Source organism: Streptomyces sp. KL109B (assembly GCF_030766935.1).
In the GTDB taxonomy this organism is placed as follows: domain Bacteria; phylum Actinomycetota; class Actinomycetes; order Streptomycetales; family Streptomycetaceae; genus Streptomyces.
This window is the reverse complement of record NZ_JASERL010000013.1, coordinates 169667-196192: the sequence shown is the minus strand read 5'-3', so window position 1 is coordinate 196192 and position 26526 is coordinate 169667. Positions and strand designations below refer to the sequence as shown.

Annotated in this window: 21 protein-coding genes; 3 read left to right on the top strand and 18 right to left on the bottom strand. The window is 71.0% G+C overall.

The annotated features are described in order from the left end of the window. Positions 1–48: 48 nt before the first annotated feature. The 9 genes from RBJ65_RS34460 to RBJ65_RS34420 form a co-directional block, all read right to left on the bottom strand. Complete coding sequence (locus tag RBJ65_RS34460) at positions 49–1434, bottom strand: uracil-xanthine permease family protein (RefSeq protein ID WP_306320685.1); 1386 nt, start codon at positions 1432–1434, stop codon at positions 49–51. Between the two features lie 101 nt (positions 1435–1535). Continuing rightward, entirely contained in the window at positions 1536–2111 is a 576-nt protein-coding gene (locus tag RBJ65_RS34455; RefSeq protein ID WP_306320684.1) for a UbiX family flavin prenyltransferase, read from the bottom strand. Beyond that, positions 2108–3511 (bottom strand): UbiD family decarboxylase, encoded by a 1404-nt coding sequence (locus tag RBJ65_RS34450; protein WP_306320683.1) that lies wholly within the window; start codon positions 3509–3511, stop codon positions 2108–2110. Before RBJ65_RS34450 ends, RBJ65_RS34455 begins: the two co-directional genes overlap by 4 nt. Next, positions 3498–4100, bottom strand: coding sequence for a hypothetical protein (locus tag RBJ65_RS34445; protein ID WP_306320682.1), 603 nt, complete (start codon positions 4098–4100; stop codon positions 3498–3500). Before RBJ65_RS34445 ends, RBJ65_RS34450 begins: the two co-directional genes overlap by 14 nt. A 378-nt stretch (positions 4101–4478) precedes the next feature. Beyond that, positions 4479–5408: an amidohydrolase family protein gene (locus RBJ65_RS34440; RefSeq protein WP_306320681.1), complete on the bottom strand. Its 930-nt coding sequence runs from the start codon at positions 5406–5408 to the stop codon at positions 4479–4481. A 75-nt stretch (positions 5409–5483) separates the two neighbouring features. Continuing rightward, the gene (locus RBJ65_RS34435) at positions 5484–7730 is read right to left on the bottom strand and encodes a molybdopterin cofactor-binding domain-containing protein (RefSeq protein ID WP_306320680.1); all 2247 of its coding nucleotides are present in this window, start codon (positions 7728–7730) and stop codon (positions 5484–5486) included. An 86-nt stretch (positions 7731–7816) separates the two neighbouring features. Beyond that, entirely contained in the window at positions 7817–8536 is a 720-nt protein-coding gene (locus RBJ65_RS34430; RefSeq protein WP_306320679.1) for a GntR family transcriptional regulator, read from the bottom strand. Positions 8537–8548: 12 nt separating this feature from the next. Further along, the gene (locus RBJ65_RS34425) at positions 8549–10111 is read right to left on the bottom strand and encodes a solute carrier family 23 protein (protein WP_306320678.1); all 1563 of its coding nucleotides are present in this window, start codon (positions 10109–10111) and stop codon (positions 8549–8551) included. 120 nt (positions 10112–10231) lie between these two features. Continuing rightward, positions 10232–11635: an amidohydrolase gene (locus RBJ65_RS34420; RefSeq protein ID WP_306320677.1), complete on the bottom strand. Its 1404-nt coding sequence runs from the start codon at positions 11633–11635 to the stop codon at positions 10232–10234. Between the two features lie 334 nt (positions 11636–11969). Between RBJ65_RS34420 and RBJ65_RS34415 the strand changes: the two genes are divergently transcribed. Next, a complete protein-coding gene (locus RBJ65_RS34415; protein ID WP_372341339.1) occupies positions 11970–12614 on the top strand; it encodes a DUF5995 family protein in 645 nt (214 codons plus the stop codon). An 84-nt stretch (positions 12615–12698) separates the two neighbouring features. Further along, positions 12699–13634 carry an LLM class F420-dependent oxidoreductase gene (locus RBJ65_RS34410; RefSeq protein ID WP_306320675.1) on the top strand — a complete coding sequence of 312 codons (936 nt, stop codon included), beginning with the start codon at positions 12699–12701 and terminating at the stop codon, positions 13632–13634. 11 nt (positions 13635–13645) lie between these two features. Here the strand turns inward: RBJ65_RS34410 and RBJ65_RS34405 are convergent, their stop codons facing one another. From RBJ65_RS34405 to rpe, 8 genes are all read right to left on the bottom strand, one after another. After that, positions 13646–15349: an NAD(P)/FAD-dependent oxidoreductase gene (locus tag RBJ65_RS34405; RefSeq protein WP_306320674.1), complete on the bottom strand. Its 1704-nt coding sequence runs from the start codon at positions 15347–15349 to the stop codon at positions 13646–13648. A gap of 61 nt (positions 15350–15410) precedes the next feature. Further along, on the bottom strand, positions 15411–16202 hold the full coding sequence (locus tag RBJ65_RS34400) for a carbon-nitrogen hydrolase family protein (RefSeq protein ID WP_306320673.1): 792 nt from the start codon (positions 16200–16202) through the stop codon (positions 15411–15413). A 162-nt stretch (positions 16203–16364) separates the two neighbouring features. Continuing rightward, positions 16365–16817 (bottom strand): Lrp/AsnC family transcriptional regulator, encoded by a 453-nt coding sequence (locus RBJ65_RS34395; RefSeq protein ID WP_306320672.1) that lies wholly within the window; start codon positions 16815–16817, stop codon positions 16365–16367. Between the two features lie 24 nt (positions 16818–16841). Beyond that, the gene (locus RBJ65_RS34390) at positions 16842–18329 is read right to left on the bottom strand and encodes an amino acid permease (protein ID WP_306320671.1); all 1488 of its coding nucleotides are present in this window, start codon (positions 18327–18329) and stop codon (positions 16842–16844) included. 316 nt (positions 18330–18645) lie between these two features. After that, a complete protein-coding gene (locus RBJ65_RS34385) occupies positions 18646–20088 on the bottom strand; it encodes a GuaB1 family IMP dehydrogenase-related protein (RefSeq protein WP_306320670.1) in 1443 nt (480 codons plus the stop codon). A 117-nt stretch (positions 20089–20205) separates the two neighbouring features. Beyond that, a complete protein-coding gene (locus tag RBJ65_RS34380; protein WP_306320669.1) occupies positions 20206–20490 on the bottom strand; it encodes a barstar family protein in 285 nt (94 codons plus the stop codon). A gap of 97 nt (positions 20491–20587) precedes the next feature. Next, on the bottom strand, positions 20588–21571 hold the full coding sequence (locus RBJ65_RS34375) for a sugar-binding transcriptional regulator (protein ID WP_306320735.1): 984 nt from the start codon (positions 21569–21571) through the stop codon (positions 20588–20590). A gap of 268 nt (positions 21572–21839) precedes the next feature. Further along, positions 21840–22526 (bottom strand): ribulose-phosphate 3-epimerase, encoded by a 687-nt coding sequence (gene rpe / locus RBJ65_RS34370; protein WP_306320668.1) that lies wholly within the window; start codon positions 22524–22526, stop codon positions 21840–21842. A 171-nt stretch (positions 22527–22697) separates the two neighbouring features. Here rpe and RBJ65_RS34365 point away from each other — a divergent pair, with 171 nt between their 5' ends. Further along, the gene (locus tag RBJ65_RS34365; RefSeq protein ID WP_306320667.1) at positions 22698–24905 is read left to right on the top strand and encodes an MMPL family transporter; all 2208 of its coding nucleotides are present in this window, start codon (positions 22698–22700) and stop codon (positions 24903–24905) included. 84 nt (positions 24906–24989) lie between these two features. Here the strand turns inward: RBJ65_RS34365 and RBJ65_RS34360 are convergent, their stop codons facing one another. Beyond that, positions 24990–26456, bottom strand: a complete 1467-nt coding sequence (locus RBJ65_RS34360; RefSeq protein WP_372341337.1) for an RsmB/NOP family class I SAM-dependent RNA methyltransferase — start codon at positions 26454–26456, stop codon at positions 24990–24992. Positions 26457–26526: the final 70 nt, after the last annotated feature.

The following is a 26526-nucleotide window of genomic DNA, read 5'->3' as shown; positions in this document are numbered from 1 at the left end:
CGACGCACACGTACGCCCCCCGTGCTGGACGGGCGGGCGCCCCCGGCCCTACCCGGAGCGCTCGGCACCCTCGTCGTACTCGGTGGTCCCGGCGTCCAGGAGCGGCGGCTGCGGGGTGCCCGCCGCCTTCGACAGCCACCGCAGCGCGTGGTACCCGGTCAGCACGATCAGCGTGCCGAGGGCGATGCCGGACAGTTCGAAGTTGTCGGTGAACTTCAGGGAGACGCCGCCGATGCCGACGATGACACCGGCCGCCGCAGGGACGAGGTTGAGGGGCTGGCTGAAGTCGACGCGGTTGCGGATCCAGATCTGCGCGCCGAGGAGCCCGATCATGCCGTAGAGGATCACCGTGATGCCGCCGAGCACCCCGCCCGGGATCGCCGCCACCAGCGCCCCGAACTTCGGGCACAGGCCGAACAGGAGCGCGAAGCCGGCGGCCGCCGTGTACGCGGCCGTGGAGTAGACGCGGGTCGCGGCCATCACGCCGATGTTCTCGGCGTAGGTGGTGGTGGCGGGGCCGCCGGCCGCGGTCGACAGGACGGTCGCCGCGCCGTCCGCCATGATCGCCTTGCCCATCTGGTCGTCCAGCGGGTCGCCCGTCATCTCGCCCACGGCCTTGACGTGTCCCGCGTTCTCGGCGATCAGCGCCACCAGGACGGGCAGCGCGACCAGGATCGCGGAGGCGGAGAAGTTCGGGGCGTGCAGGGTCGGGAAGCCGATCCAGTCGGCGGAGGTGACGGCGGAGAAGTCGATCCGCCAGTGGTCGGTGACCTTCCCCGACCCGTCGACCGAGTGGATCTTCCCGGTCGTCCGGTCGAGCACCCACGACAGCACGTACCCGAAGAGCAGCCCCAGGAAGATCGCGACACGCGACCAGAAGCCCCGCAGCACCACCAGGGCGAGCCCCGTGAACAGCATGACCGCCAGGGCCGTCCACTGGTCCTGCGGCCAGTACGTGGAGGCCGTCACCGGCGCCAGGTTGAAGCCGATCAGCATCACCACCGCACCGGTCACCGCGGGCGGCAGCACCGCGTGGATCACCCGGGCGCCCAGGATGTGGATGGCGAGCCCGCAGCCGGCGAGGCACAGCCCGACGACGAGCAGCGCACCGGTCAGCGTGCCCGCGTCACCGCCTTGCGAGGAGATGACCGCGGACACCCCCACGAACGAAAGCGACGACCCCAGGTACGACGGGATACGCCCCTTCGTGACCACGAGGAACAGAATCGTCGCCACACCCGAGGCCATCAGCGCCAGGCTCGGATCAAGGCCCATGAGGACCGGAGCGACAAAACAAGCACCGATCATCGACACGACGTGCTGCGCGCCGAGCCCGATCGTGCGCGGCCAGCTCAGCCGCTCCGACGGCCTGACGACCTCGCCCGGCCGCAGCTCCTTCCCATCGCCATGCAGCGTCCACCCGAATCTCGACACGACCACACCTCACTACTCCGGTACGCCCCGCGCACCGCAGAGCCGACGTGATCCTCAGTCGACCACCCCCGCCATGGCAAACCAGGACGCGCGTGCGAGTGTCAGGCCCCGCCGGCGCCCCCGCCGCCCCACCGCACCACCTCCGGTCCTGGCAGCCCGAGTTGATCGAGGATCCGGGCGACGGTGTGGTCCACCAGCTCGTCCACGGTGCTCGGCCGACCATAGAAGGCGGGCATCGGCGGCACGATGCGGACGCCCATGCGGGCGAGGGCGAGCATGTTCTCCAGGTGGACCTCGTGCAGCGGACTCTCACGCGGTACGAGGACGAGCGGACGCCGCTCCTTGAGCGTCACGTCGGCGGCCCGGCCCATGAGCCCGTCCGCGTACCCGGCACGTATCCCCGCGAGCGTCTTCATGCTGCACGGCGCGACGACCATGCCGTCGGTGCGGAAAGAACCGGAGGAGACGGCGGCCGCCTGGTCGCCGGGCCGGTACGTGACATCGGCGAGCTTCTGTACGTCGCCGACGCCGCGGTCCGTCTCCAGCTCGATGGTCGTACGCGCCCAGCGGGTCAGGACCAGGTGCGTCTCGACGTCGGGCGCGGCGCGCAGGGCCTCCAGGAGGCGGACGCCGTAGACGGCACCCGTGGCGCCGGTGATCCCGACGACGAGCCTCACGCGGCGCCCCGGTCGAGCAGCTCGCGGGCGCGCGCGGCACGGGCCGGGTCCGTACGGATGCGTACGGCGTCGAAGTGCGGGCCGCGGGTGGCGTCGAGGCCCATGCGGGACGTGGTGCCGTCCGGCGTCGACGAGGGGTCGAGGGGGCTGCCGGGCAGTCCGTCGACCATGAACACGTCGGTGTGCGGCTGGAGATGGGTCGCCAACGCCCACAGCACCTGCTGATCACTGGTGATGTCGACATCCTCGTCGACCGCGACGACGGTCTTCAGATACGGATCCCACCCCAGCAGCGCGAGCATGATCTGCCGCGCCTGCCCCGGGCGGGCCTGACGCAGCGCGACGTACGCGTGGAAGTGCGTGCCGGAGTTCGGATAGTGCACCGCCGTGGCCTCGGGAAAGCGGGACTTCAACTGCTCGGCCATCTCGGACTCGCGCGGGATGCGGGCGAGGTTCAGATGCTCGGCACTGTTGCCCCCGACGATGTCGAAGAGGAGCGCGTCACGACGGCGCAGCACGCTGTGCACGGTGAGGACGTTGTTCGTGGAGCGGTCGGACGAATACCCGGAGAACTCGCCGAAGGGCCCCTCGGGCGCGCTGCGCGCCGGGTCGATGACACCTTCGAGTACGAGCTCGGCGGCGGCCGGGACACGAATGCCGTGCCGCGGCGTGCGCACGACCTCCAACGGGCCCCCCAACAACCCACCCGCCAGCTCACGCTCATCGACATCAGGCCCGACACGGGCGGAGGCCGCGAGCTGGAAAAGGGGATGGGCCCCGACGACCATCGCCACCGGCAGCGGCTCCCCGCGCTGTTCGGCGAGGCGCAGCAACTGCCACAGGTGGCCGCGGGAGTGCAGGCTGGTGGCGAGTTCGGTGCGGCTGTGCACGAGGGCGCGGTGGTAGCTGAGGTTGCCGGAGCGGCCCGGGGTGCCGGGCGGGGCCTCGGCCGTGATGACGCCGCTGGTGAGGTACGGGCCGCGGTCCGAGTCGAAGTGGGTGAGCAGCGGCAGCGTGGTCAGGTCGACGTCCGGGCCCTCGGCGACCGTGTCGAGGACGGGCCCGGTGGGGACGACGCGGGGTGCGGTGCGGCGGGCGGCGGCCTGCTGGTAGGCGTGGTGCAGGCCGGCCGGTTCGGTGCCGAGGAGGCGGGCGACGCGGCGGCGGGAGGCGAAGAGGTTGGTGACGAGCGTCGTCCCGCCGAGCCCCGACACCCGCGGGCACACGAGCAGTTCGGCACGCCCACGAGCGGCGAGCTCCGCCACCAGCGCGGCGACGTCCGCCCCCTCCAGCTTCTCGTCGACGGTGAGTACGTCGTCGGGGTGGGCGGCGCGGTAAGCGTCGAGGAAGCCACGCAGATCCTGCTCGACCGCGGCGTAGGGACGCTCAATGGCTGTCACAGCAGACCCCCGCGTGCACGCCTCCCGTGAACAGCTCGCCCCACGCCGGTGCTTCGACCCCCGTACCGAGGAGATCGAGCCCGGTCCGCACGGCCACCCGCGCCCCGTCGTGCACGGGCTTCCCCAACTCCCGCTCCACCATGGCGGCGACGGGCGCGACCGGCAGCTCGGTCCCCGCCACCACCAGACACTCGGCGTCCACGGAGTCGGCGCCCAGCAGCACGCGCCGAACATGCGACACGGGCAGCTCCGCCGCCTCACGCGCAGTGGCGAGCCCGAGCGCGGTCACGGAGGCAATCCGCAACCCCGCCGCAAGACACGTATCGGCGAGCCGCCCCGCCTGCCGCTCGGTCCCGGCAGTGATCAGAGCGATGGAATGGGTGGCATCACGGGCAAGCAGATCGAGCTGCCCGAGCGTGACGGTGGAGGCACGCACCCCCGCGGTCCGCTCAATGACCCGAGCCACGGCCCGCGCGTGCGCGGCCCCATCAAGCCCGCCGGACGTCCCGTGCCACACGATCCCATCAACCCCCGCCTGCGCCAACTGCTCGGCACCACGCCGCAGTTCGGCGGTATGGGTGTGCGTCAAGGCCGGCCCGTACGCGAACTCGGGCAGCAGCGCCCGGGCGGCAGGATGAGCGACATCGACCTGAACCGACGCACAAATCTGCCCGACCCACCGGTCTGCGCCGAGGGAGGTGGCGGGGAGGAGGTGTCCTATGCGTTGCATTCTTGGCGGCTCCGATCTGTTGCCGAACTCAAGCCCCCGCAGCACTCAAGCAGCAGGCGACCCACAATCAAGCCCCCGCGGCACTCAAGCAGCAGACGCCCACAATCAAGCCCCCGCGACGCTCAAGCAGCAGGCGCCCACCTTCAAGCCCCTGCGGCGATTGAGCAGCGGGGTCCGGGGCGGAGCCCCGCGGCCGGGGAGCGGCTGACCCCCACGGCCACAGGGCGAAACCCACACCTACGTACGAGCCACCCGGTCCAACGACGCGTACGTGTCGGTCAGCCGCAGCCGCGCCTCCTCCTGGTCCCGCGGCGGAGCCGTCGGCTCCAACCCCAACAACTTCGCCATGTTGTTGCCCAGGTACCCCTCCAGGTCCTCCTCGGAGAGGTTCATCCCCTGCGGCGGCGGCCCGCACAGCACCTCCAACTCCCGCGCCCACATGCCCGGTTCGTTCGGCGGCGAGTCCGTCCCGAACACCAGCTGATGGCGCTCCATCTGCTGCGCGAACTCCACGATCCGCGACTGCAGCAGCCACCCGGACTCCCCGTACACGTTCGGCGAGTCGAGGATCATGTACAGCGCCTCGAAGCAGTACACGCCACCGGTCTGCACACCGAAGTGGGCGAGGATGAAGTTGACGTTCGGGAACTCCCGGATGATCGGGTAGAACTGCGTCGGGATCGAGTACGGCCCGTCCCCGGTGTGGATGAGGACGACGACACCCAGCTCGTCGCAGACCCGCAGCACGGGCCGCAGCCAGTCGAGGGCCCGGTCGGGCCGGTAAGCGTGCATGTTGGCATGCAGCTTGAGCATCTTGTAGCCGTACTCCTTGACGTGGAACTCCAGCTCCTTCGCCCCGTTCTCGGGCCCGAAGCGCGGGTTGTACATGAAGTTCCCGATGAACCGGTCGGGGTACGTGGTGACCAGTTCGGTGATGTACGACATGTAGTCGCGGATGCCCTCGCGGCCGGTGCGCATCCCGTCCTGCCAGACGGAGTTGCCGGGCGGCGGCATGATGCAGCCGTAGTCGATGCGGCGCGGCTTGCCGTTGATCATGTACGGGCCGTCCATCATCTCCAGCGTGCGCTCACCCGTGAACGGGGAGCCGTCGTGCCGCCACGCCTGGTCGACGATGTTGGTCGGATGCATGTGGGTGTCGATGATCAAGGTGGTGTTTCCTTCCCAGCTGGTGCCAACCGTGTTCAGTGGTGGACCGTTTGGGGACCCAGGGCAGGGCCCGCCTCACCTCCCTCCGGTGTCGACGACGATGTCCTCGGGCCGCACCGGCACCCGCCCGAGCTCAAGCCCCGTCGCGGCACGCAGCGCGTTCGCGATGGCGGGAGTCGACGACAGGGTGGGCGGCTCACCGACGCCGTTGAGGCCGTACGGCGAGTCGGGGTGCGGAAGTTCGAGCAGGTCGATGGGGACGCGCGGCATGTCGGCGATGGTCGGGATCAGATAGTCCGTGAACGACGGATTGCGCACCCGCCCGCCCTCCACCCGCAGCTCCTCAAGGACGGCGAGCCCGAGCCCCTGCGCGCTGCCGCCCTCGATCTGCCCCTCCACGGCAAGCGGGTTCATCGCCTTGCCGACGTCCTGCGCGGTCGCCAGCTCGACGACCTTCACGAGCCCGAGGTCCGTGTCCACGTCGACGACGGCCCGGTGCGCGGCGAACGCGAACGCGATGTGCGCGTCGCCCTGCCCGCGTTCGTCGTCGACGGGGAAGGTCCGGCGGTGCGCGTACTCGTACTCGGCCTCCAACGGCCCGTATTCAGCGAGCAGTTCCGGCAGCGGCCGCCGCCCCTCCCCCAGCTCCTCCACCCGCCCCCTCAGCGCCTCGCACGCCCCCCGCACCGCTCCCCCGCTCATCCACGTGATCCGTGAGGCCGAAGCGGACCCGGCGTCCCCCACCCGCGTGTCGGCGGGCAGCACGACCACCCGCTCGACGCCGAGCTCGGTCCGTACGATCTGCGCCTGTACGGTGACGATGCCCTGGCCGCACTCGGCGGCGGCGGTGTGCACCTCGGCTACGGGCTCGCCGCCGTTCAGCACGAGCCGGACACGGGCGGTCGACCGGTCGTCGACGCCTCCGGAGAAGCCGATGGCCTTGACCCCGATCGCATACCCGACGCCCCGCCGCACGCCCTCCCCGTGACTGGTGTTGTTCAGCCCACCGGGGTTCCCGAACGCGCCCTCCCCCACTCCCGGAAGGGGCCGTGCCCGCAAGCGCTCAAGCAGCTCGGCCGCCGGCGCGGGACCGTCGACGGCCTGCCCGGTGGGCAGCACCGTCCCGGTCGTCATCGCGTTCCGAACCCTCAACTCCACTGGATCCATGCCGAGTTCACCCGCGAGCCGGTCGAGATTGGATTCGACTCCGTAGCAGGACTGCACGGCGCCGAAGCCGCGCATCGCGCCGCAGGGCGGGTTGTTGGTGAAGACGGAGAAGCCGTCGATCTCGGCGTGCGGCACGTCGTAGGCGCCGGCCGCGAAGTACGAGCCGTTGGCGATGACGACCTGCGAGGTGGAGGTGTAGGCGCCGCCGTCGAAGAGCAGCCGCGCCTTGACGAAGACGATGCGCCCGTCCCGCGTCGCGCCGTGCTCGAACCACATACGCGCGGGATGCCGGTGCACATGCCCGTAGAAGGACTCCTCGCGGTTGTAGCTCATCTTCACCGGCCGCCCGGTGCGCAGCGCGAGCATCGCCGCGTGGATCTGCACGGACACGTCCTCGCGCCCGCCGAACGCGCCGCCCACGCCGGACAGCGTGAGCCGCACCTTCTCGGGCGGCAGTCCGAGCGCGGCGCACATCTGGTGCTGGTCGTCGTGCAGCCACTGCGTCGATACGTAGACGTCGACGCCGCCGTCCTCCGCGGGGATCGCGAGCCCGGACTCGGGGCCGAGGAACGCCTGGTCCTGCATGCCGACCTCGTACGTGCCGCTGACGACGACCTCGGCCTCGGCGCGGGCCCGCTCCATGTCTCCGTGCCGGATGCGGACGTGCCGGACCACGTTGCCGCGCTTGCCGTCGACGCGCGCCTCGTGGACGAGCGGGCCGACGCCCCGTACGGCGTCCTCGGGGTCGGTGAGCGCGGGCCGCTCCTCGTACTCGATGTCGATCAGCGCGAGCGCCCTGCGCGCGGTCTCGGGATGGTCGGCGGCGACGAGAGCCACCGGCTCGCCCTGGTAGCGGACGCGATCCGCGGCGAGCACGGGCTGGTCGGAGACCTTCATGCCGTACGTCGACTGCCCGGGAACGTCCTCGTGCGTGAGCACCGCCACCACTCCCGGCAGCCGCAGCGCCGCGCTCGTGTCGAGCCGGACGATGCGGGCGCTCGGATGCGGGGAGCGCAGGGTCGCGCCCCACACCATGCCCTCGGCGCGCAGGTCGGAGGAGTACGCGAAGTCACCCTTGACCTTCAGTCGGCCGTCGGGCCGCTTGACGCTGATGCCGACGCCGTCTCGCGCTTCGGTATCGGTGGCGGTGCTCACGGTCGTTCACTTCCCTTCATGCCTTGCGACGTGCGGGAGTTGAGCGGTACGTGGTGCGGTGGTACGTGGCGCGTAGTGCGGTGGCGCTATTCGACGGGGCGTACGCGGCCGGGCTCGGCGGTGCCCGAAGGGCCCGGCGCGACCGCCTGCGAGAGGCGGATGCGCAGCTTGCGGATGTGGTCGCGGGCCGCGATGTCCGCGGCGTCCGGGTCGCCGGAGGTCATCGCCTCGAAGATGCGGCGGTGCTCGGCGACGGCGAGGCGCGGCGCCTCCTGGCCGCGCCACAGCTGGTGCAGGGCGAGGTGGGCGCGGCCCTGGATGGTGTCGAGAGCGGCGGTGAGATGGGCGTTGTCGGCCACCTCGCGGATCATGCGGTGGTAGGCCATGTCCATCTCGATGTGCGTGCGCTCGTCGACCCCTGTGCCGACCTCGCGCTCGTGCCGTTCGAGGAGTTCGCGCAGTTCGGCGACGCGCGAGGCGTCGAGGCGCTCGGTGGCCAGGCGGGCGGCGAGGCCCTCCATCACCTCACGGACGACGTACAGCTGCCGCACGTCCTCCACGTCGACCGTGGCGACCACGGCCCCCTTGTGCGGGACGTGCGTGGCGAGGCCGTCGTGGATGAGGCGCTGCACCGCCTCGCGCACCGGGCTGCGGCTGATGCTGAGCTGCGCGGCGAGCGCGGGCACGGAGAGGGCGTCACCGGGACGCAGCCGATTGGCCAGGACGGCGCCCTTCAGCTCCTCGTACGCCCGGTCGGCCAGGAGGCTGCCGGCCGCGACCGGATTGACCGCACGCTCTGCGCCCATCTCAACTCCCCCTCAACGCTTGCCCGTTGGAGATACATGTTGCATGTAATGTTCGGGCGCGTCAATGGATTCGACGTCCTCTGACGCCTCCTCCGGGCCCTCCGGGCGCTTCCTCCGCCGCCCGGAGGACCGCCCTCCGAAGGGAAGCCGCAGGTGGTGGAAGAAGAGGTTCAGGAGGACCGCCGTGAGCGTGCCGAGGATGATGCCGCTCTCGAAGAGCGCATGCAGCTGCCGCCCCGGCATCTGCTCGGCGAACTGCGGGAACGCTGTGGGCAGGAAGCCCACGCCGACGCTGGCCGCGACGAGGATCGTGTTGCGCTGGTCGGTCAGATCGGCCTGGAAGAGGATCTGCACGCCGACGACGGCGATCGTGGAGAACAGCACGATGGTCGCGCCGCCGAGCACGGAGGCCGGCATCGCGGCGACGATCGCCCCGACCTTCGGCACGAGCCCGAGCACCATCATGATCACGCCGGACGAGGCCACGATCCACCGGGACTTGACCCTGGTCAGCCGGATGAGGCCGATGTTCTGCGAATAGACCGTGCTGGGGAAGGAGTTGAAGACGCCGGCGACCGCCGTGGCGAGGCCGTCGGCGCGCAGGGCGCGCGTCACGTGCTTGCCCTCGACCTTCCGGTCCACGATCTCGCCGACGGCGAAGAACTGCCCGATGGACTCGACCGCGATGATCACCATGACGAGCACGACGGACAGCACCGCGACGACGTCGAAGCGCGGCGCCCCGTAGTGCAGCGGGGCCGCCGTGCCGAGCCAGGGCGTGGAGGCGATCCCCGAGAAGTCGGCGAACCCGGCGAGCGCGGCCACCACCGTGCCGATGACCAGGCCGACCAGCACGGCCACCGTGGCGAGGAAGCCCCGCGACAGCTTGTGCAGCAGCAGGATGACGACGAGCGTGACGGCGGCGAGCCCCAGGTGGGCGGGCGAGCCGAACGAGCCCTGGCTCGGGTCTCCCCCGCCCACCTGCCGCGCCGCGACGGCGAGCAGCGTGATCCCGACGATCGTCACGATCGTGCCGGTGACCAGCGGCGGGAAGAACCGCACCAGCTTGCTGAAGACGGGCGCGACGACGAACAGCGCGAGCCCCGCCGCGATCACCGCCCCGAACACGGTCGGCAGGCCCGCCTTCGCACCGCCCGCCGCGAGCCCCACCGACACCAGCGAGGGCACGGCGGTGGTGGACGTGCCCTGCACGACCGGCAGCCGGATCCCGATGCCCGGCAGGCCCGCCGACTGGAGGAGCGTGGCGAGGCCGCAGGTCAGCAGGGACGCGTTGACGAGGAGGGCGATGTCGTCGCCCTTCATGCCGATGCCCTCGGCGACGAGCAGCGGCATCACGACGGCGCCCGCGTAGAAGGCGAGCACGTGCTGGAACCCGTAGAGGACGAGGCGCCACACGGAGGGCACGGAGTCGACGGCGTCCTTGCGCCGCGCTACCGGCTTCTGTTCCGGATTCGGTTCCGGATTCTGTTCCGGTTTCTGTTCCGGATTCGGTTCCGGGTCCGGTTCCGCCGTGACCGCATCCGCCGTCCCACCCTGAACTTCCTTTTCGGACATGTGCGTTACTCCCTCCACCCGGTGTTCCGGGTGTTGTCTCGTTGCGCACTTACCGGGGCCGTGGACGGACGGCCGCAACCTGTCGCTTCCTGTCTTCTTCCGGGCGCTCGCCTGTCGCTCTCAGTTCCGCCAGGGCGTGGTGAGCGGGCCGAACCCGGCCCGCCTGACGAGGCGTTCGGCCCGCTCCTGGGCCTCGGCCATGACCGCCTCCTCGTCGACGAGGGTGCAACGCCCTTCCGCTACGACGACGCGTCCGCCGACGACCGTCATGTCCACGTCGCCGCCGCGCGCCGAGTAGACGAGCGCGGCGACGGCGCGGTGCAGGGGCCGCAGGTGGGGGCGGTCGAGCGCGACCACGGCGAGGTCGGCGGGGGCGCCGGGCGCGAGTACGCCCGCGCCGTTGCCGACGTACCGGCCGCCCTCCCGCGTGGCCAGTTCCAGGGCCTCCTCGCAGCGCGCCACGGCCGGGTCGAGCGTGTCGAGGCGCTGCGCGAAGAGCGTCTGCTTCATCACCTCGAACATGTCCTGGCGGTGCCCCGCGCTCGGCCCGTCGGTGCCGAGCGACACGACGGCCCCGGCGTCGCGAAGGCGGCGCAGCGGCATCACACCGGAGGCGAGGTACGCGTTGGAGGCCGGGTTGTGGGCGACGCCAGCGCCGTGTTCGCCGACGGCCTTGGTCTCGGCGTCGTCGAGCCAGACGGCGTGCGCGAGGGTGGCCCGCCCGTCGAGCAGCCCCTCCGCCGCGAGCCAGCTCACGGGCCTGATCCCGTACGCGTCGAGGTAGCTCGCCGGATCCTTTGCGCCCTCGCTGCAGTGCGTGTGCCAGCGGGTGCCGTGGGTGTGGGCCAACTCGGCGGCGCCGCGCACCAGTTCCTGGTCGCCGTAGCTGAGGTTGAGCGGGGCGGGCCAGATCTCGACGGCGGAGCCGGGCGGCCGGGCGCGCACGCAGTCCCGGGTGATGTCGAGTTCCTCGGCCACGGAGTAGCGGAACAGGGCGTCGGGCAGCCCGCGCGCGGCGGCGACGGCCGTCTTGTGCCCGACCATGCCGCGCGCGACGACGCCGCGGAGGCCGGTCGCCTCGATGGCGCCCGCCACGGAGAGAACCGTTTCGGCATCGGTCGGCGCGTAGTGGTTGTCGACGACCGTCGTGATGCCGGAGCGCAGCGCCTCCACCGCGCCGAGCGTCGCCGCGACCCGCGCGTCCTCGGCATCCATGGCGATCGAGTACGGCCACATGAACTCGCACAGCCACGGCCAGATCCCCTGCCCCTCGCCGAGCCCTCTGGCCAGGGCCTGGAACAGGTGGCTGTGCCCGTCGACGAACCCCGGCAGCACGGCCCGCCCCCGGCAGTCCACCACCCGCGCGCCCCGCCACCCGGCCTCGATCTCCGCGGCCGGGCCCACCGCCACGATCCGGTCGCCCGACACGGCGACGGCGCCGGGCTCGTACACATTCCTGCCGTCGTCCACGGTGACCACGTGTCCGCCGGTGAAGAGAAGATCGCAGTGCCGAACGGGGTCCATTGAGCCTCCAGGGTCCAGGGGGTCTCGGGCGCCAGCCACACGTCCGCGTTCATATTTCACATTGCATGCAACATATTCCGGCCATCGGAACTGTCAACCCCTCACGTCCGTACGGGACTTACCGGGCGGCGTCCCGGACCGCCGTTCCCTCGTTCCGACGTTCCCTCGTTTCGGGGACGCCTCCGGCCAGCCGACGCCCGCGCCGGGCCGCGGCTGGGACGCTGCGTGCATGGCGCAGTTGGAGCGGTTCGCACAGACCGGGGCCCCGGCCCCCGCTCAAGGGGGCTACACCCTCGACACGGCGGTCGACACAGTCGACGCGGTGATCGCGCGGATGCGCGCGCTCGGCGCGGATCTGCCGCCCCGGGACGGCGTGGCCGTCTTCAACCGGGTCTATCTCTCCGTCACGGAGGCGGTCGACCGGGCGATCGACGCGGGGGCCGCGGGCGGCTTCCCGGACCGGGGAGCGGCGGTAGCGCTGGACGTACGGTTCGCCGAGCGCTATCTCACGGCGGTCGACGCGGCGGCCCACGGCTCCCGGCCACCCGCCTGCTGGCGACCCCTGTTCCAGTTCCGCCGCCACCCCGGCGTGCGCCCGCTGCAGTTCGCGCTCGCGGGCATCAACGCGCACATCGGGCACGATCTGGCGCTCGCCGTCGTGGACGCCTGCCGGGCGCTCGGCTGCGAACCGGACGCGCTGGAGGACGAGTTCGAGCGCGTCGGCGACCTCCTCGTCACGCTGGAGGAGCGCATCCGCGAGGAGCTGATGCCGGGCCCCGACCTGCTCCAGGTCGCCGACCCACTGACCCATCTGCTCGGCGCGTGGAGCCTGGAGCGGGCCCGCGACGGCGCGTGGGGAGCGGCCCGCGCACTGTGGGCGCTGCACGAACTCCCTTCCCTGGCAGCCGAGTTCGCGCACCGCCTCGACACGTCGGTGGGCTTGGTGGGGCGGATGCTGCTCACTCCGCTGCCCGACTGACACCGCGGGAACATCCGCACCACAGCCGGGCGTTGACACACAGGCCCGCACCGTCGAGCAACTGTCGAGCAAAGGAGCACGAGCATGGCGACGACGACCCGACTCGGCCTCGGACTGCCCCAGATGAAGCAGTACGACATCGGCAGGGACGTGCCCGATGTGGCGCGCGCGGCGGAGGCCGTCGGTTACGACAGCCTGTGGGTCTTCGAGCGGATCCTGTTCCCTGAGCCCGCCACCCAGGGCCTGTACGGGATCCCGGGCCTGCCCTGGCCGGACCGGTACCGCTCGACCGCCGACCCGCTCGTCACGCTCACCCTCGCCGCGTCCGCCACGTCCCGGGCCCGCCTCGGCACCAGCGTCCTGGTGGCGCCGCTGCACGTGCCGTTCCAACTCGCCCGGACGTTCGCCTCGTTGGACGCGGCGAGCGGGGGCCGCGTTGTCGCGGGGGTCGGCACGGGCTGGTCGCACGACGAGTACGCGGCGGCCGCCGTGGCGCCGTTCGAGAAGCGCGGCCAGGTGCTCGACGAGTTCATCGACGTGTGCCGCGCGGTGTGGGGCCCGGACCCGGTCGCGTACGAGGGTGAGCTGACGACGATCGCGCCGTCCGTCGTCGGCCCCAAGCCGGCCGGACCGCTGCCGATCCTCCTCCCGGCCAACAGCCCGAAGGCCGCCCGGCGCCTGGTCGACAAGGCGGACGGCTGGATGCCCGCCGCGATGGGCGCGGAGGGCCTGAAGCAGCAGTGGGCCGGCCTCCAGGCGCTCGCCGAGGACCGCGGCCGCACCGCTCCCCTCCAGACGGTGCTGCGCGCCAACACGGCGTACACGCGCGACCCGTACACCGGCGACGACCGCAGGCCGTTCCAGGGCAGCGTCGACCAGATCGTCGAGGACCTGGTGGCGCACGACGAGGTGGGCCTGGAGGAGATCCTGATCGACCTCCAGGGCCCGGCCCGCGACGCCGAAGAACTCAAGGACGTCGCGGCCGAGGTGTACGAGAAGGCGCGCGCGGCGGGCGTATAGCCGACCGCGTATCAGTCCTCCGGCAGCTCCACCGGCGCGATCTCGTCGAACACGTCGCCCGGGCCGGGGTTCGCCGCGTCCGTGCTGCCGCCCAGCTGGTGCATGACGCCCCACACGGCGTTCAGCGCGGTCTGCACGGCGCCCTCGGCCCAGCCCGCCGTCCACGAGATGTCGTCACCGGCGAGGAAGATGCCGCGCCGGTCCTCGGGCAGCGTCTCCTGCATGAAGTGCGTGAACAGGCGGCGCTGGTAGCGGTAGTGGCCGGGCAGGTTCGCCTTGAACGCGCCCATGAAGTACGGCTCGTTCTCCCAGGACACGGTCACCGGGTTGCCGATGATGTGGCCCCGGATGTCGACCTTCGGGTAGATCTCGCCGAGCGACTTGAGCATGACTTCGAGGCGCTCGTTGGCGGACAGCGGCAGCCACTTCAGGCTGTCGTCGCACCACGTGTACGACAGGCAGATCACGGCGGGCTTGTCAGGACCGTCGTCGAGCAGGTACGTGCCGCGCGTCATCCGGTCCGTCAGCGTCATCGACATGACGTCGCGCCCGGTGATCTCGTCCTTGTCCAGCCAGAACGGCCGGTCGACCGGCACGAACAGCTTGCTGGACTCCATGTAGTGGGTGCGCTCGATCGCCGTCCAGTGGTCGATCGGGAACAGTTCGTCGTCGCAGTCCACCTTCGACAGCAGCATCCACGACTGCGCGGTGAAGATCGCCGCCTTGTACGTGCGGATGTCGCCGTCGGCGTCCGTGACGGTGATGTGGTTCCCGGCGGTGCGGGAGAGCCGGGTGACGGCCGGGCGCGGCTTGCCGTCGACGTGCAGCGTCGCGAGGGACGTCCCGTACGCCCAGTTCACGATCTTCTCCGGGGCGCGCTCCCACAGCCTGAGCGGGAGCTGCTGCGAGCCGCCGACGATGCCGCGGTGGTGGTCGTCGGCCTCGGTGTAGACGACGCGCAGGATTTCGAGGATCGAGTTCGGGAAGTCGGTGTCCCAGCCGCCGGTGCCGAAGCCGACCTGGCCGAAGATCTCCCGGTGCCGGAAGGACTTGAACGCCTCGGACTCGCAGAGGAACCCGTAGAAGGTCTGGTTGTCGAGCTTCTCGACGAGCTTGCCCCAGATCTCGCGGATGCGCGGCACGTCGCGCTCGCGCATCGCCTGGTTCATGTCGGAGAAGTCGGCGCCCTCGTCGAGGCACTTGTTCCACGCGTCGGCGACATCGCGGTAGACCTGCGGAAGGTCGTCGAGCGTCTCGGCGTAGTGGGACTCGCCCTTGAGGTCGACGACGGTCGAAGGCGTCGCCTCCGAAAGGGGGTTGGGGAACGCCTTGGTCTCCAGGCCCACCATGTCGATGTAGTGCTGAAGCGCCGTGGACGACGGCGGGAAGCGCATCGCGCCCATCTCGGCGGTCAGGCCGGAGGCCCCGGCGGGGGTGCCCTCGAAGCCGACCGTACGCAGCCGGCCGCCGATCTGGTCCGCCTCGTACACGACGGGCTTGAGGCCCATCTTCATCAGCTCGTACGCGGCGACGATCCCGGAGAGGCCGCCACCGATGACCGCGACCTCGGTGCCGTGCTCGGTCGCGGGTATCTGGCCGAGTCCCGCCGGGTGGGCGAGGAACTCGTCGTACGCGTACGGGAAGTCCGGCCCGAACATCGTGATGGGCGGCTGGCCCTCGGTGTGCTGGGCGGCGGTGGGCACCGTGGACGTCATGGGGTGCGGACTCCTTGCGGGTACTGAAGTGCTGGGCAGGAAGCGGGAGTTGGGCGCCTGGTCAGGCGGTGAGCGGGCCGTACAGCTCCGGACGGCGGTCGCTCAGATACGGGTTGGCCGCGCGGGAGGCGGCGAGGAGGTCCGGGTCGGCGTCGGCGAACACCAGCTCCTCGCCGCGCCCGGCACGCGCGCGTGCCACCCCGTCCGGACCCGCGAGCGTGGAGAGCCCGACGAAGTCGAACTCGCCCTCCGCGCCGACCCGGTTGACGTACGCGACGTACATCTGGCTCTCGAAGGCGCGCACCGGCACGACGGACTCGGCGACGAACTGGAAGGGGTGCATCTGCGCCGTCGGCACGAGCAGCAGGTCGGTGCCCGCGAGGGCGTGCGCCCGAACGTTCTCCGGGAACTCGACGTCGTAGCAGATCATCAACCCGACCCGCAGACCGCCGAGTTCGGCCTGGACCACGGGCTGTTCGCCCGGCGTGAACCGCTCCCGCTCGAAGCAGCCGAAGAGGTGCGTCTTGCGGTAGTTGGCGAGGCGGGCGCCGTCGGCCGCGACGAGCTGTACGGAGTTGAAGACGGCGGCTCCGTCCCGCTCCGGGTATCCGTACGCGACGGCGAGGCCGTGGCGGCCCGCGATGTCCGCGACGGCGTCCGCCGCGTCCCCGTCGGCGGGCTCGGCGAGCCGGGCGACGTCGTCACCGATCGCGTACCCGGTCAGGAACATCTCCGGCGCGACCAGGACCCCGGCGCCCGCGGCGGCGGCCCGCGCGGCGGCCGCGTCGAGAACCTTGAGGTTCGCGGCGGTCGAGCCGGGGTGTCCTGAGCTCTGGAGCAGGGCGGTGCGCATGCGTGTCCTCAACCGGTACGGGGGCGGGATTCGGGGTCACCAGAAATTTACGGTCGCCCGTGACCCGCGTACAAGAAGCACCCGTTGCACGCTGCTGAGCTGTTTGTTGCGCGATTTCCGCCCGGAACGGCGATTCGTTGTGCGAGCCGTGCGCCAGGGAAGCTACGCGGGCGAACCCGACGTGAAACGCCGCATCAGCGGCGACAGGACCAGCACGGACTTGGTCCGCTCGACGAACGGCTCCCCCGCGATCCGCTCCAGGACCCGCTCGAAGTGCCGCATGTCCGAGGCGAAGACCTGGACGATCGCGTCCGCCTCACCGGTGACGGTGGAGGCGGACGCGACCTCGGGATAGCGCTCCAGGCCCCGCCGGATCGCCTCCGGCGAGGTGTTGGAGCGGCAGTACATCTCGATGAACCCCTCGGTCTCCCAGCCGAGCGCGGCCGGGTCGACGCGCACCGTGAACCCGGTGATCGCGCCGGTGGCCCGCAGCCGGTCCACGCGGCGTTTCACGGCGGGCGCGGACAGGCCGACGATCTGGCCGATGTCCGCGAAGGAGCGGCGGGCGTCCTCGGCGAGGGCGTGCACGATGCGTTCGTCGAGATCGTTCAGCAAGGCAGGAGGTTCACTTTTCTGCGTCTACGAGACCGGGGTGTCCACGGATTCCGTGGCCGGTCGGGCCAGCCGGGAGCGGCGCATCCCGTAGCTGAAGTAGAACACGAGACCGACGACCATCCAGACACCGAAGACGATCCAGGTGATCGCGGACAGGCTGCCCATCATCCACACACAGAACCCGAAACCGACGACCGGCAGGACCGGCGACAGCGGCACGCGGAACGTGCGCTTCATGTCGGGGCGGGTCCTGCGCAGCACGATGACGGCGATGTTGACCAGGGCGAAGGCGAAGAGCGTGCCGATGCTGGTGGCGTCGGCGAGCTGGCCGAGCGGAATGGCCGCCGCGAGGACGCCGCAGAACAGGGACACGATGATGGTGTTGGCGCGCGGCGCCCCGGTCTTCGGGTGGACCTTCGCGAACACCTTGGGCACGAGACCGTCGCGGGACATCGCGAACAGCACGCGGGTCTGCCCGTAGAGCACGGTGAGCACGACGGACGCGATGGCGATGACGGCTCCGGCGGCGAGCACCGTGCCCCAGAAGGGCTGACCGGTGACGTCCTTCATGATCGCGGCAAGGGTCGCCTCGGAGTCGGTGAAGCCCGTCCACTTGCGGGCACCGACGGCGACCGCGGCCACGAGCACGTACAGCGCGGTGACGATGATCAGCGACAGCATGATGGCGCGCGGCAGGTCGCGCTGCGGGTTCTTGGCCTCCTCACCCGCGGTGGAGGCGGCGTCGAAGCCGATGTACGAGAAGAAGAGCGTGGCACCGGCGGCGCTGACGCCCGCCATGCCGAGCGGCATGAAGTCCTCGTAGTTGCCGGACTTGAAGCCCATGAAGCCGATGACGCAGAACAGCAGCAGCGCCGCGATCTTCACGGCGACCATGATGGTGTTGGCGCGCGCCGACTCCTTGGCGCCGCCGAGCAGGAACACCATGGCGAGCAGGACGACGATGAGCGCCGGCAGGTTGAATATCCCGCCGTCGCCGGGCGGCGCGGACAGCGCGTCCGGAATCGTGACCCCGATCGTCCCGTCGAGCAGCTCATTGAGGTACTCACCCCAGCCGACGGCGACCGCGGCGACCGAGACCCCGTACTCCAGGACCAGGCACCAGCCGCAGACCCAGGCGAGCAGTTCGCCCATCGTTGCGTACGCATACGAGTAGGAGGATCCGGCGACCGGGATGGTGCCGGCCAGCTCGGCGTACGAGAGCGCGGAGAACAGCGCCGTGATGCCGGCGATCACGAAGGACAGCGTGACGGCGGGTCCTGCCTTCGGGACGGCCTCGCCGAGCACCACGAAGATTCCGGTGCCGAGCGTGGCACCGATGCTGATCATGGTCAGCTGCCACATCCCGAGCGAGCGCCGCAGCGCCCCGCCCTCTCCTTGGCCGCCCTCCGCGACCAGGAGTTCCACCGGTTTGCGCCGCATCAGGCGGGCGCCGAACCCCGCGGGCGCGGGGGCGGCTTGCGGGGTGCGCGGGGGTGCGCCGTGGTCGAGCACGGGCTGGCTCCTTGATCGCTGCCGGGTGGGGTGGCCGCGGCGAGGGGCCGCGGCGGAGCACACCCGGAAAACGGGTCCCGCCGAGCAGGCCGAACCCCCGCCACGCAACGTACAGCGGATGACTTTAGAGCAGTTTTCTTCCCAGTCGTAATGCAGCAACCTTGCGCAGTCACGCATGATCGTTGCGCTACGTTCCGGGAGCCGAATGATTATTGCGCGCGGCGTTTGATCCGTTGCGTACGGAATGCCCGGAAACGACGACACCCCGCGCCCTCCGGAGAGGGACGCGGGGTGCGCGGCGGGGTGGCGGGGAGGGTCAGCTCCAGCTGGCGTGCAGCGGCTTGCCCTCGGCGTAACCGGCGGCGGACTGGATGCCGACGACTGAGCGCTCCTCGAACTCGGCGAGCGAGTTGGCACCGGCGTAGGTGCAGGAGGAACGGACGCCCGCGATCACGGAGTCGATCAGGTCCTCGACGCCCGGACGGGCCGGGTCGAGGAACATCCGCGAGGTGGAGATGCCCTCCTCGAAGAGCGCCTTGCGGGCACGGTCGTACGCGGACTCCTCGCTCGTCCGGTTCTTCACGGCGCGCGCGGAGGCCATGCCGAAGGACTCCTTGTACGCGCGGCCCTTGGCGTCGTGCTGCAGGTCGCCCGGCGACTCGTACGTGCCCGCGAACCACGAGCCGATCATGACGTTCGACGCACCGGCGGCGAGCGCCATGGCGACGTCGCGCGGGTGCCGCACACCACCGTCGGCCCACACGTGCTTGCCGTACTTCTTGGCCTCGGCGGCGCACTCCAGGACGGCGGAGAACTGCGGGCGGCCGACGCCGGTCATCATGCGGGTCGTGCACATCGCACCCGGGCCGACACCGACCTTGATGATGTCGGCGCCCGCCTCGATCAGGTCCTTCACGCCCTCGGCGGCCACGATGTTGCCGGCCACGATCGGCACCTGCGGGTCGAGCGCCCGCACGGCCTTGATCGCGGAGATCATCGACTCCTGGTGGCCGTGCGCGGTGTCCACGACGAGCGTGTCGACACCGGCGTCGAGCAGCTGCTTGGCCTTGCCCGCGACGTCGCCGTTGATGCCGACGGCGGCGGCGACGCGCAGCTTGCCGTTGGCGTCGACGGCCGGGGTGTAGAGCGTGGCACGCAGGGCGCCCGTACGCGTGAGGATGCCGGCGAGCTTGCCGTCCTTGTCGACGGCCGGGGCGTAGCGGCGGTTGGCGCCGTCCAGCTTGTTGAAGGCGTCGCGCGGGTCGATGTCCGCGTCGAGCAGGAGCAGGTCCTTGGACATGACCTCGGACAGCTGCGTGAAGCGGTCGACGCCGGTCAGGTCCTGGTCGGTGACGACGCCGACGGGCCGCTGCCCGGCGTCGACGACGACACCGGCGTTGTGCGCGCGCTTGTTGAGCAGCGCGAGCGCGTCCGCGACGGTCTGCGACGGCGCGAGGACGATCGGGGTGTCGAGCACCAGGTGCCGGGTCTTGACCCAGCCGATGACCTCGGTGACGACGTCGATCGGAATGTCCTGCGGAATGACGACGAGCCCGCCACGACGGGCGACGGTCTCGGCCATCCGACGACCGGCGATCGCGGTCATGTTGGCGACGACCAGCGGAATCGTGGTGCCCGTGCCGTCCGGCGACGAGAGGTCCACGGCCTGCCGGGAGCCGACGGCGCTCCGGCTCGGCACCATGAAGACGTCGTCGTACGTCAGGTCGTACGCGGGCTTGATGTCATTGAGGAAACGCACGTGCGGACATCCCAGTCGGTAGAAGGGGGCCCCAGAAGTCTGCTCCCGGGGCACAAAGCACGTACTTCATTTTCCCACGCGGCGAGCGGCCGAGTCTTCGGGCCGAACGTCCCAAGATCAACCCTGCTCGTTGGACGATCCTCCGAGCGAAACCCGCACGTCAACGGCGGTCGCCCGCTCGAACACCTCACGAGCGACCCGCCACTGCCCCGGCTCCCGCTCCGCGAAGTCCTGCCACCCGGTGACGAGCAGCACCCGCTCCCCGCCCACCTGCCCGGGATCGCTCAGGGCGTCGGCGAGCGCGTCCCAGTTCCGCCCGAACCACGAGGGCAGCGCGAGGGCGACGGCGACGCGGTCCATGAAAGCCGCCTTGTCACGCGCACCAGTCAGATCAAGCGTCACCACAATCAAGCCCCTCCGGACAATCAAGCCCCTCCGGCGATTGAGGAGCGGGGCCCGGGGCAGCGCCCCGCGACGTCAACCCCGCTCCCCGCAACAGTCACACCCCGTCCGGATCCGCCCTCTGCAACGCCGGCTTCGGCGCCGCCCCGGCGGCCAGCAGGAAGTCGGCCGCGGCGGTATCGGTGACCAAGGACGTCACCAGCCCCGACCGCAACACCGCGTCGATGGCGGCGGCCTTCCGCTGCCCACCCGCGATCGCGACGACCTCCGGTATCCGCCGGAGGCGATCCGCCTCCACGGTGATGCACCGCTCCCCGAGGTCCCGCCCGACCCGCCGCCCCTGCGCGTCAAACAGGTGCGCGGACATCTCGGCGGCGACACCGAGGGACGCGTAGTGCGCGCGCTCCTCGTCGCTCAGCATGTCGTGCACGGTCGAGATCCCCGGCTCCCACGAGCCGATGGACACGCACGCCACGGTGACCTTGTCGAAGTACTCGAAGGCGCGGGCGATCCCCGTCTGGTTGCGCAGCGCCGTCGCCGTCGCGGCGTCCGGCAGCAGCATCGGCGCGTAGATCGGGTGCGCGTCGCCGCCCGACACCTGCGCCGCACGCCGCACGGCCTCGACAGACCCGCGCTCCGCGGTCCCCGCGTCGTACACGCCCGTCAACTGCACGACGGTGCACGGCGGAAGCCGGTCGAGGGCGGCGGCCATGTGGATCGTGGAGCGGCCCCACGCGAGGCCGAGCACATCGCCCTCGGTGACCAGCTCGCCCAGCAGATCCGCCGCGACCTCCCCCAGGTTCTCCGGGTCGGGCGACTCGTCGACCTCCGCGGGCGACTCGACGACGACCGCGTGCCGCAGCCCGTAGCGGGCGCGCAGGGCGTCGGAACGCTCCGCGTCCAGTTCGGCAGGGACCCGGATCTCGATGCGTACGAGATCCCGCTCGAGGGCGGTCTCGAGAACCCGCGCCACCTTGAAGCGGCTCACGCCGAACTCCTCGGCGATCTGGATCTTGGACTTGCCCTCCAGGTAGAAGCGACGGGCCATGGCCGCCGCCTGCACCAGCTCCGCGGGTCCCATCCGCAGGGCCGCCCGTCCCGCCGATGATGCGGACACGGCGTTCTCCTCACTTCTCTTCTTTGTCTTCAGTCTCTTCAGTCTCTTCGGTAGCGCTCTTCGGTAGCGCTCTTCGACAACGCTCTTCGGTCATGCTCTTCGGTCATGCTCTTCGGCAAGGCCTCGACCGCTGCTCACGCCGTTCGTCGTTCACAACCTCGATACGCGGTTCATCCTTGCAGATCCGACGCGGTCGATCAGCCCTGAAGGAAGCCGTTCACGTACCCGTGGCTCAGTGGTCGCACGCCCAGGCCGCCGACGCCGTGGCGCCCTCCGCCTGGGTGCGCAGTGCACGTACCGCCTCTGCCGGGTCCTTCGCCCCGTACACCGCCGAACCGGCGACGAAGACGTCGGCTCCCGCCTCCGCGCACCGCTCGACCGTCGCGGCGGAGACCCCGCCGTCGACCTGCAGCCAGAGCTCCAGACCGTGCTTCCCGATCAGCTCACGGGTGCGGCGGATCTTGGGCAACATGATGTCGAGGAACGACTGCCCGCCGAATCCCGGCTCAACCGTCATGATCAGCAACATGTCCAGCTCGGGCAGCAGATCCTCGTACGGCTCGATCGGCGTGGCCGGCTTCAGGGCCATCGAGGAGCGGGCGCCCTTGGCGCGGATCTCGCGCGCGAGGCGGACGGGAGCGGCGGCGGCCTCCGCGTGGAAGGTGACGGAGCCGGCCCCCGCTTCGACGTACTGAGGGGCCCAGCGATCGGGGTCCTCGATCATCAGATGGCAGTCCAACGGGGTGTCCGTCGCGCGCGCCAGCGACTCTACGACCGGAACCCCGAGGGTCAGGTTCGGGACGAAGTGGTTGTCCATGACGTCGACATGGAGCCAATCGGCGCCTTCGACGGCCTTTGCCTCGTCGGCAAGGCGGGCGAAGTCCGCGGACAGGATGCTGGGGTTGATCTGCACGGCCATGCCCCAAGCGTGCCATGCCCGGCGCCCACCCTCCGCCTCGGTCCGGACCAAGACGTGCGACCGATGCCGAGCCGTGCCCACCCGTGCCATTCTTGGCGGCTCGCAGGAGGGGCCGGTACGCGGCCCCCTGGGGGAGGGCCGCGCGCGACGCGGGGCCGGGGGACGGACGCCATGGCGGACGACAAGAGCACGACGGGCACGGCAGGGGCGGCGGACACTTCAGGCGGCACGGCGGCGGGTGCGGGCGGCACCGCCGGCCCGGCGGGCCCGGGATCCGGGCGCCAGGGTGTGGCCTGGCTGGTGTGCGGCCGGCGCAGCAAGTGGCTGGTGCTGCTGCTGTGGCTGGTGGTCATCGTGGGCACCGCGCCGCTCGCCCAGAAGCTCACCGACGCGCAGGACAACGACGCCCAGTCCTGGCTGCCGGGTTCCGCCGAGTCCACCCAAGTCCTCGACATCTCCAAGGACTTCAGGCCGGAGACCATCCCCGCCGTGGTGATCTACGCGCGCGAGGGCGGGCTCACCGTCGCGGACCGGGCCCGGATCGCCAAGGACGTCACCCAGATCAAGCAGCTCGACGAGCACGGGGTGCGCGGCACGGAGACCCGAGGACCCGTCCTCGACAAGCGGTCCGGGGCGTCCGCCGCGCAGATCTACGTACCGATCACGATGGGCCCCGAGGGCTGGCAGCAGATCGCGCCCGCCGTGGACTCCGTCCGGGACCTGACCGGCAAGACGACGGACGGCCTGCAGATCCACATCACGGGGCCGGGCGGCACATCGGCGGACTTCTCGGAGGCGTTCGAGGGCATCGACTCGACGCTCCTCTTCTCCGCCCTCGGCATCGTCATCGTCATCCTGCTGTTCACGTACCGGAGCCCGTCCCTGCTGCTCGTACCGGTACTGAGTGTGGTGGCGGCGCTGTTCACGGCGCAGGCGCTGATCTATCTCCTGGCCGCGCACGCGGGACTCACGGTGAACGGGCAGAGCGCGGGCATCCTCACCGTCCTCGTGTTCGGCGCGGGGACGGACTACGCGCTGCTCCTGGTCGCCCGCTACCGGGAGGAGCTGCGCCGGCACGAGGACCGGCACGAGGCGATGGCGCTGGCCCTGCACCGGGCGGGCCCCGCCGTCCTCGCCTCGGGCGCCACGGTCGTCCTCAGCATGCTCGTCCTCCTCACCGCCGACATGAACTCGACGCGGGGCCTCGGCCCGGTCGCCGCGATCGGCGTGGCCGTGGCCCTGCTCGCGATGCTGACCCTGTTCCCTGCCCTCCTGGTGATCTTCGGCCGCTGGCTGTTCTGGCCGGTGATCCCGCACGTCGGCTCCGTGGAACCCACCGAGCGCGGCCTGTGGGCCCGCATCGGACAGCGCATCGCCCGCCGCCCGCGCATGACCTGGGGCGTGACGGCGGCGGCGCTCGCGCTCCTGTCCCTCGGACTGATCCAGCTGGAGGCGGCGGGCATCAGCAACGCCGACTCGTTCACCGACAAACCGGACTCGATCGTGGGACAGGAGGTCTCGGCGGAGTACTTCCCCGCGGGCACCGGCGACCCGCTCGTCATCATCGCGGACCAGGGGCACCGCGCCCAGGTGACCCGGGCGGTGGCCACGACCGACGGAGTGGTGGCACAGAGCATCGGCGTACCCCCGAACACCAAACCCCGGGCGGACGGCCGGATCCTCTTCGAGGCGACGACCACCGACCCCTCCGACAGCCAGGCCGCGAAGGACACGGTGGACCGGGTGCGCGCCGCGGTGCACGCGGTCGACGGCGCGGACGCCAAGGTGGGCGGCGGCACGGCGGCGCTGCTCGACATGGACCGGGCGACCGCGCACGACAACAAACTCGTGATCCCGCTGGTCCTGACGGTCGTCCTGCTGATCCTCTGCCTGCTCCTACGTGCCCTGATCGCGCCGCTGCTGCTGATCGGAACGGTCGTCCTGTCCTTCGCGGCGGCCCTCGGCATCAGCGCGCTGGCCTTCCGCCACCTCTTCGACTACGCGGGCGAGTCCACGGACTTCCCGCTGTTCGTCTTCGTCTTCCTGGTGGCGCTCGGCATCGACTACAACATCTTCCTCACGACCCGCATCCGCGAGGAAGCCGCCCGCCAGGGCACCCGCCCCGGCGTCCTCACGGGCCTCGCCGCGACCGGCGCGGTGATCACCTCGGCGGGCCTGGTCCTGGCGGGCACGTTCGCCGCCCTCGGCACCCTCCCGATGGTCGCCTTCGCCGAAATCGGCTTCGCGGTGGCGGTGGGCGTCCTCCTGGACACGTTCATCGTCCGCTCGGTACTGGTGACGTCCCTGTTCCTGGACGTGGGTTCAAAGGTCTGGTGGCCCAACTCCCTGACACAACGGGACACTTCGCGGACACAGTGACCCAAATCAAGCCCCTGCGGCGATTGAGCAGCGGGGCCCGGGGCAGAGCCCCGCAACCTCAGCCACGGCCGACCGCAACAAGACCTACGCGGTCCGCCGAATCAACGCCAAATACATCGCATCGGTACCGTGCAAGTGCGGCCACAACTGCACATCAGGCCCATCCCCCAACCCCGGCACCCCCTCCAACAACGCCCGCACATCCACCAGTTCAACCCCACCAACCCGCTTCACCACGTCATCGACCACCGCCCGCGTCTCCGCCAAGTGCGGCGAACACGTCGCATACCCCACGACGCCCCCGACCCGCACCGCCTCGAGCGCCTTGCGCAGCAGCTCCCGCTGCAACGGCCCGAACCCGTCCAGGTCCTCGGGACGCCGCCGCCACCGCGCCTCAGGACGCCTCCGCAACGCCCCAAGTCCCGTACACGGAACGTCCATCAGCACCCGGTCGAAGGTCCCCGGCCGCCACGGCGGACGCGTACCGTCCGCGGCGATCACCTGATACGGCCCCGGATTCCCGGCCAGCGCCTTGCCGACCAGCCCGGCCCGGTGCGGCTGCTTCTCCGACGCGAGCAGCGTCGCGCCCCGCTCACTTGCGAGCCCCGCCAGCATGGCCGCCTTGCCCCCGGGACCGGCACACCCGTCGAGCCACCGCTCGTCCCGCCCCTCGATCGGAGCGTTCGCGAGCGCAAGGGCAACCAGCTGACTTCCCTCGTCCTGCACCCCGGCCCGCCCGGACCGCACCACATCGAACGCCCCCGGCTCACCACCCTCGGCGAGCCGCACGGCGTACGGCGACCAGCGCCCCGGAAGCCCCGACTCCTCGCCCACCTCGGCGAGTACGGCCTCGGCAGTGGTCCGCCCCGGTCGCGCCACGAGCGTCACCTCGGGCCGCTCGTTGTCGGCCTCCAGCAGATCCTCGATCCCGGCACGCCCGCCGCCCAGCGAGTCCCACAGCGCCGAAACAACCCATCGCGGATGCGAATGGACAACCGCCAGATGGTCCTCGGGGTCCTCGTCGTACGGCGGCGCGACCCGCTCGACCCACCCGTCGAGATCGTCCCGCGAGACCTTCCGCAGCACGGCGTTGACGAACTTGGCCCGCCCGTCCCCGAGCACGACCCGCGCCAGCTCGACCGACGCGGACACGGCGGCGTGCGTCGGAATCCGCGTCGCCAGCAGCTGGTGCACACCCAGATTCAGCACGTCCAGGACCGGCGGGTCGACCTCCCGCAGCGGCCGGTCGATGCACGCCGCCACGATCGCGTCGTACGTCCCCTGCCCGCGCAGCGTCCCGTACACGAGCTCGGTCGCGAGCGCGGCGTCCCGCCCGTCGAAATCGCCCTTCTCGCGCGCCTTGCGCAACAGCGGCGGCAGCACGAGGTTCGCGTACGCGTCCCGCTCGTCCACCGCGCGCAACGCCTCGAAGGCGAGGATGCGCACGGGATCCTTCTTGGGACGACGGTGCGGCTTACCGGGATTGCCTGGCTTGCCTGACTTACCTGGCGTTCCGGAATTACGGGGGCCACGGCCGGGCTGGTCACTCAAAGGTGCTCCGCTGCTGGGATCGTACGGGCGCTACGCACGGGTCGTACGCCTAAATGAACCCTCCCAGCGT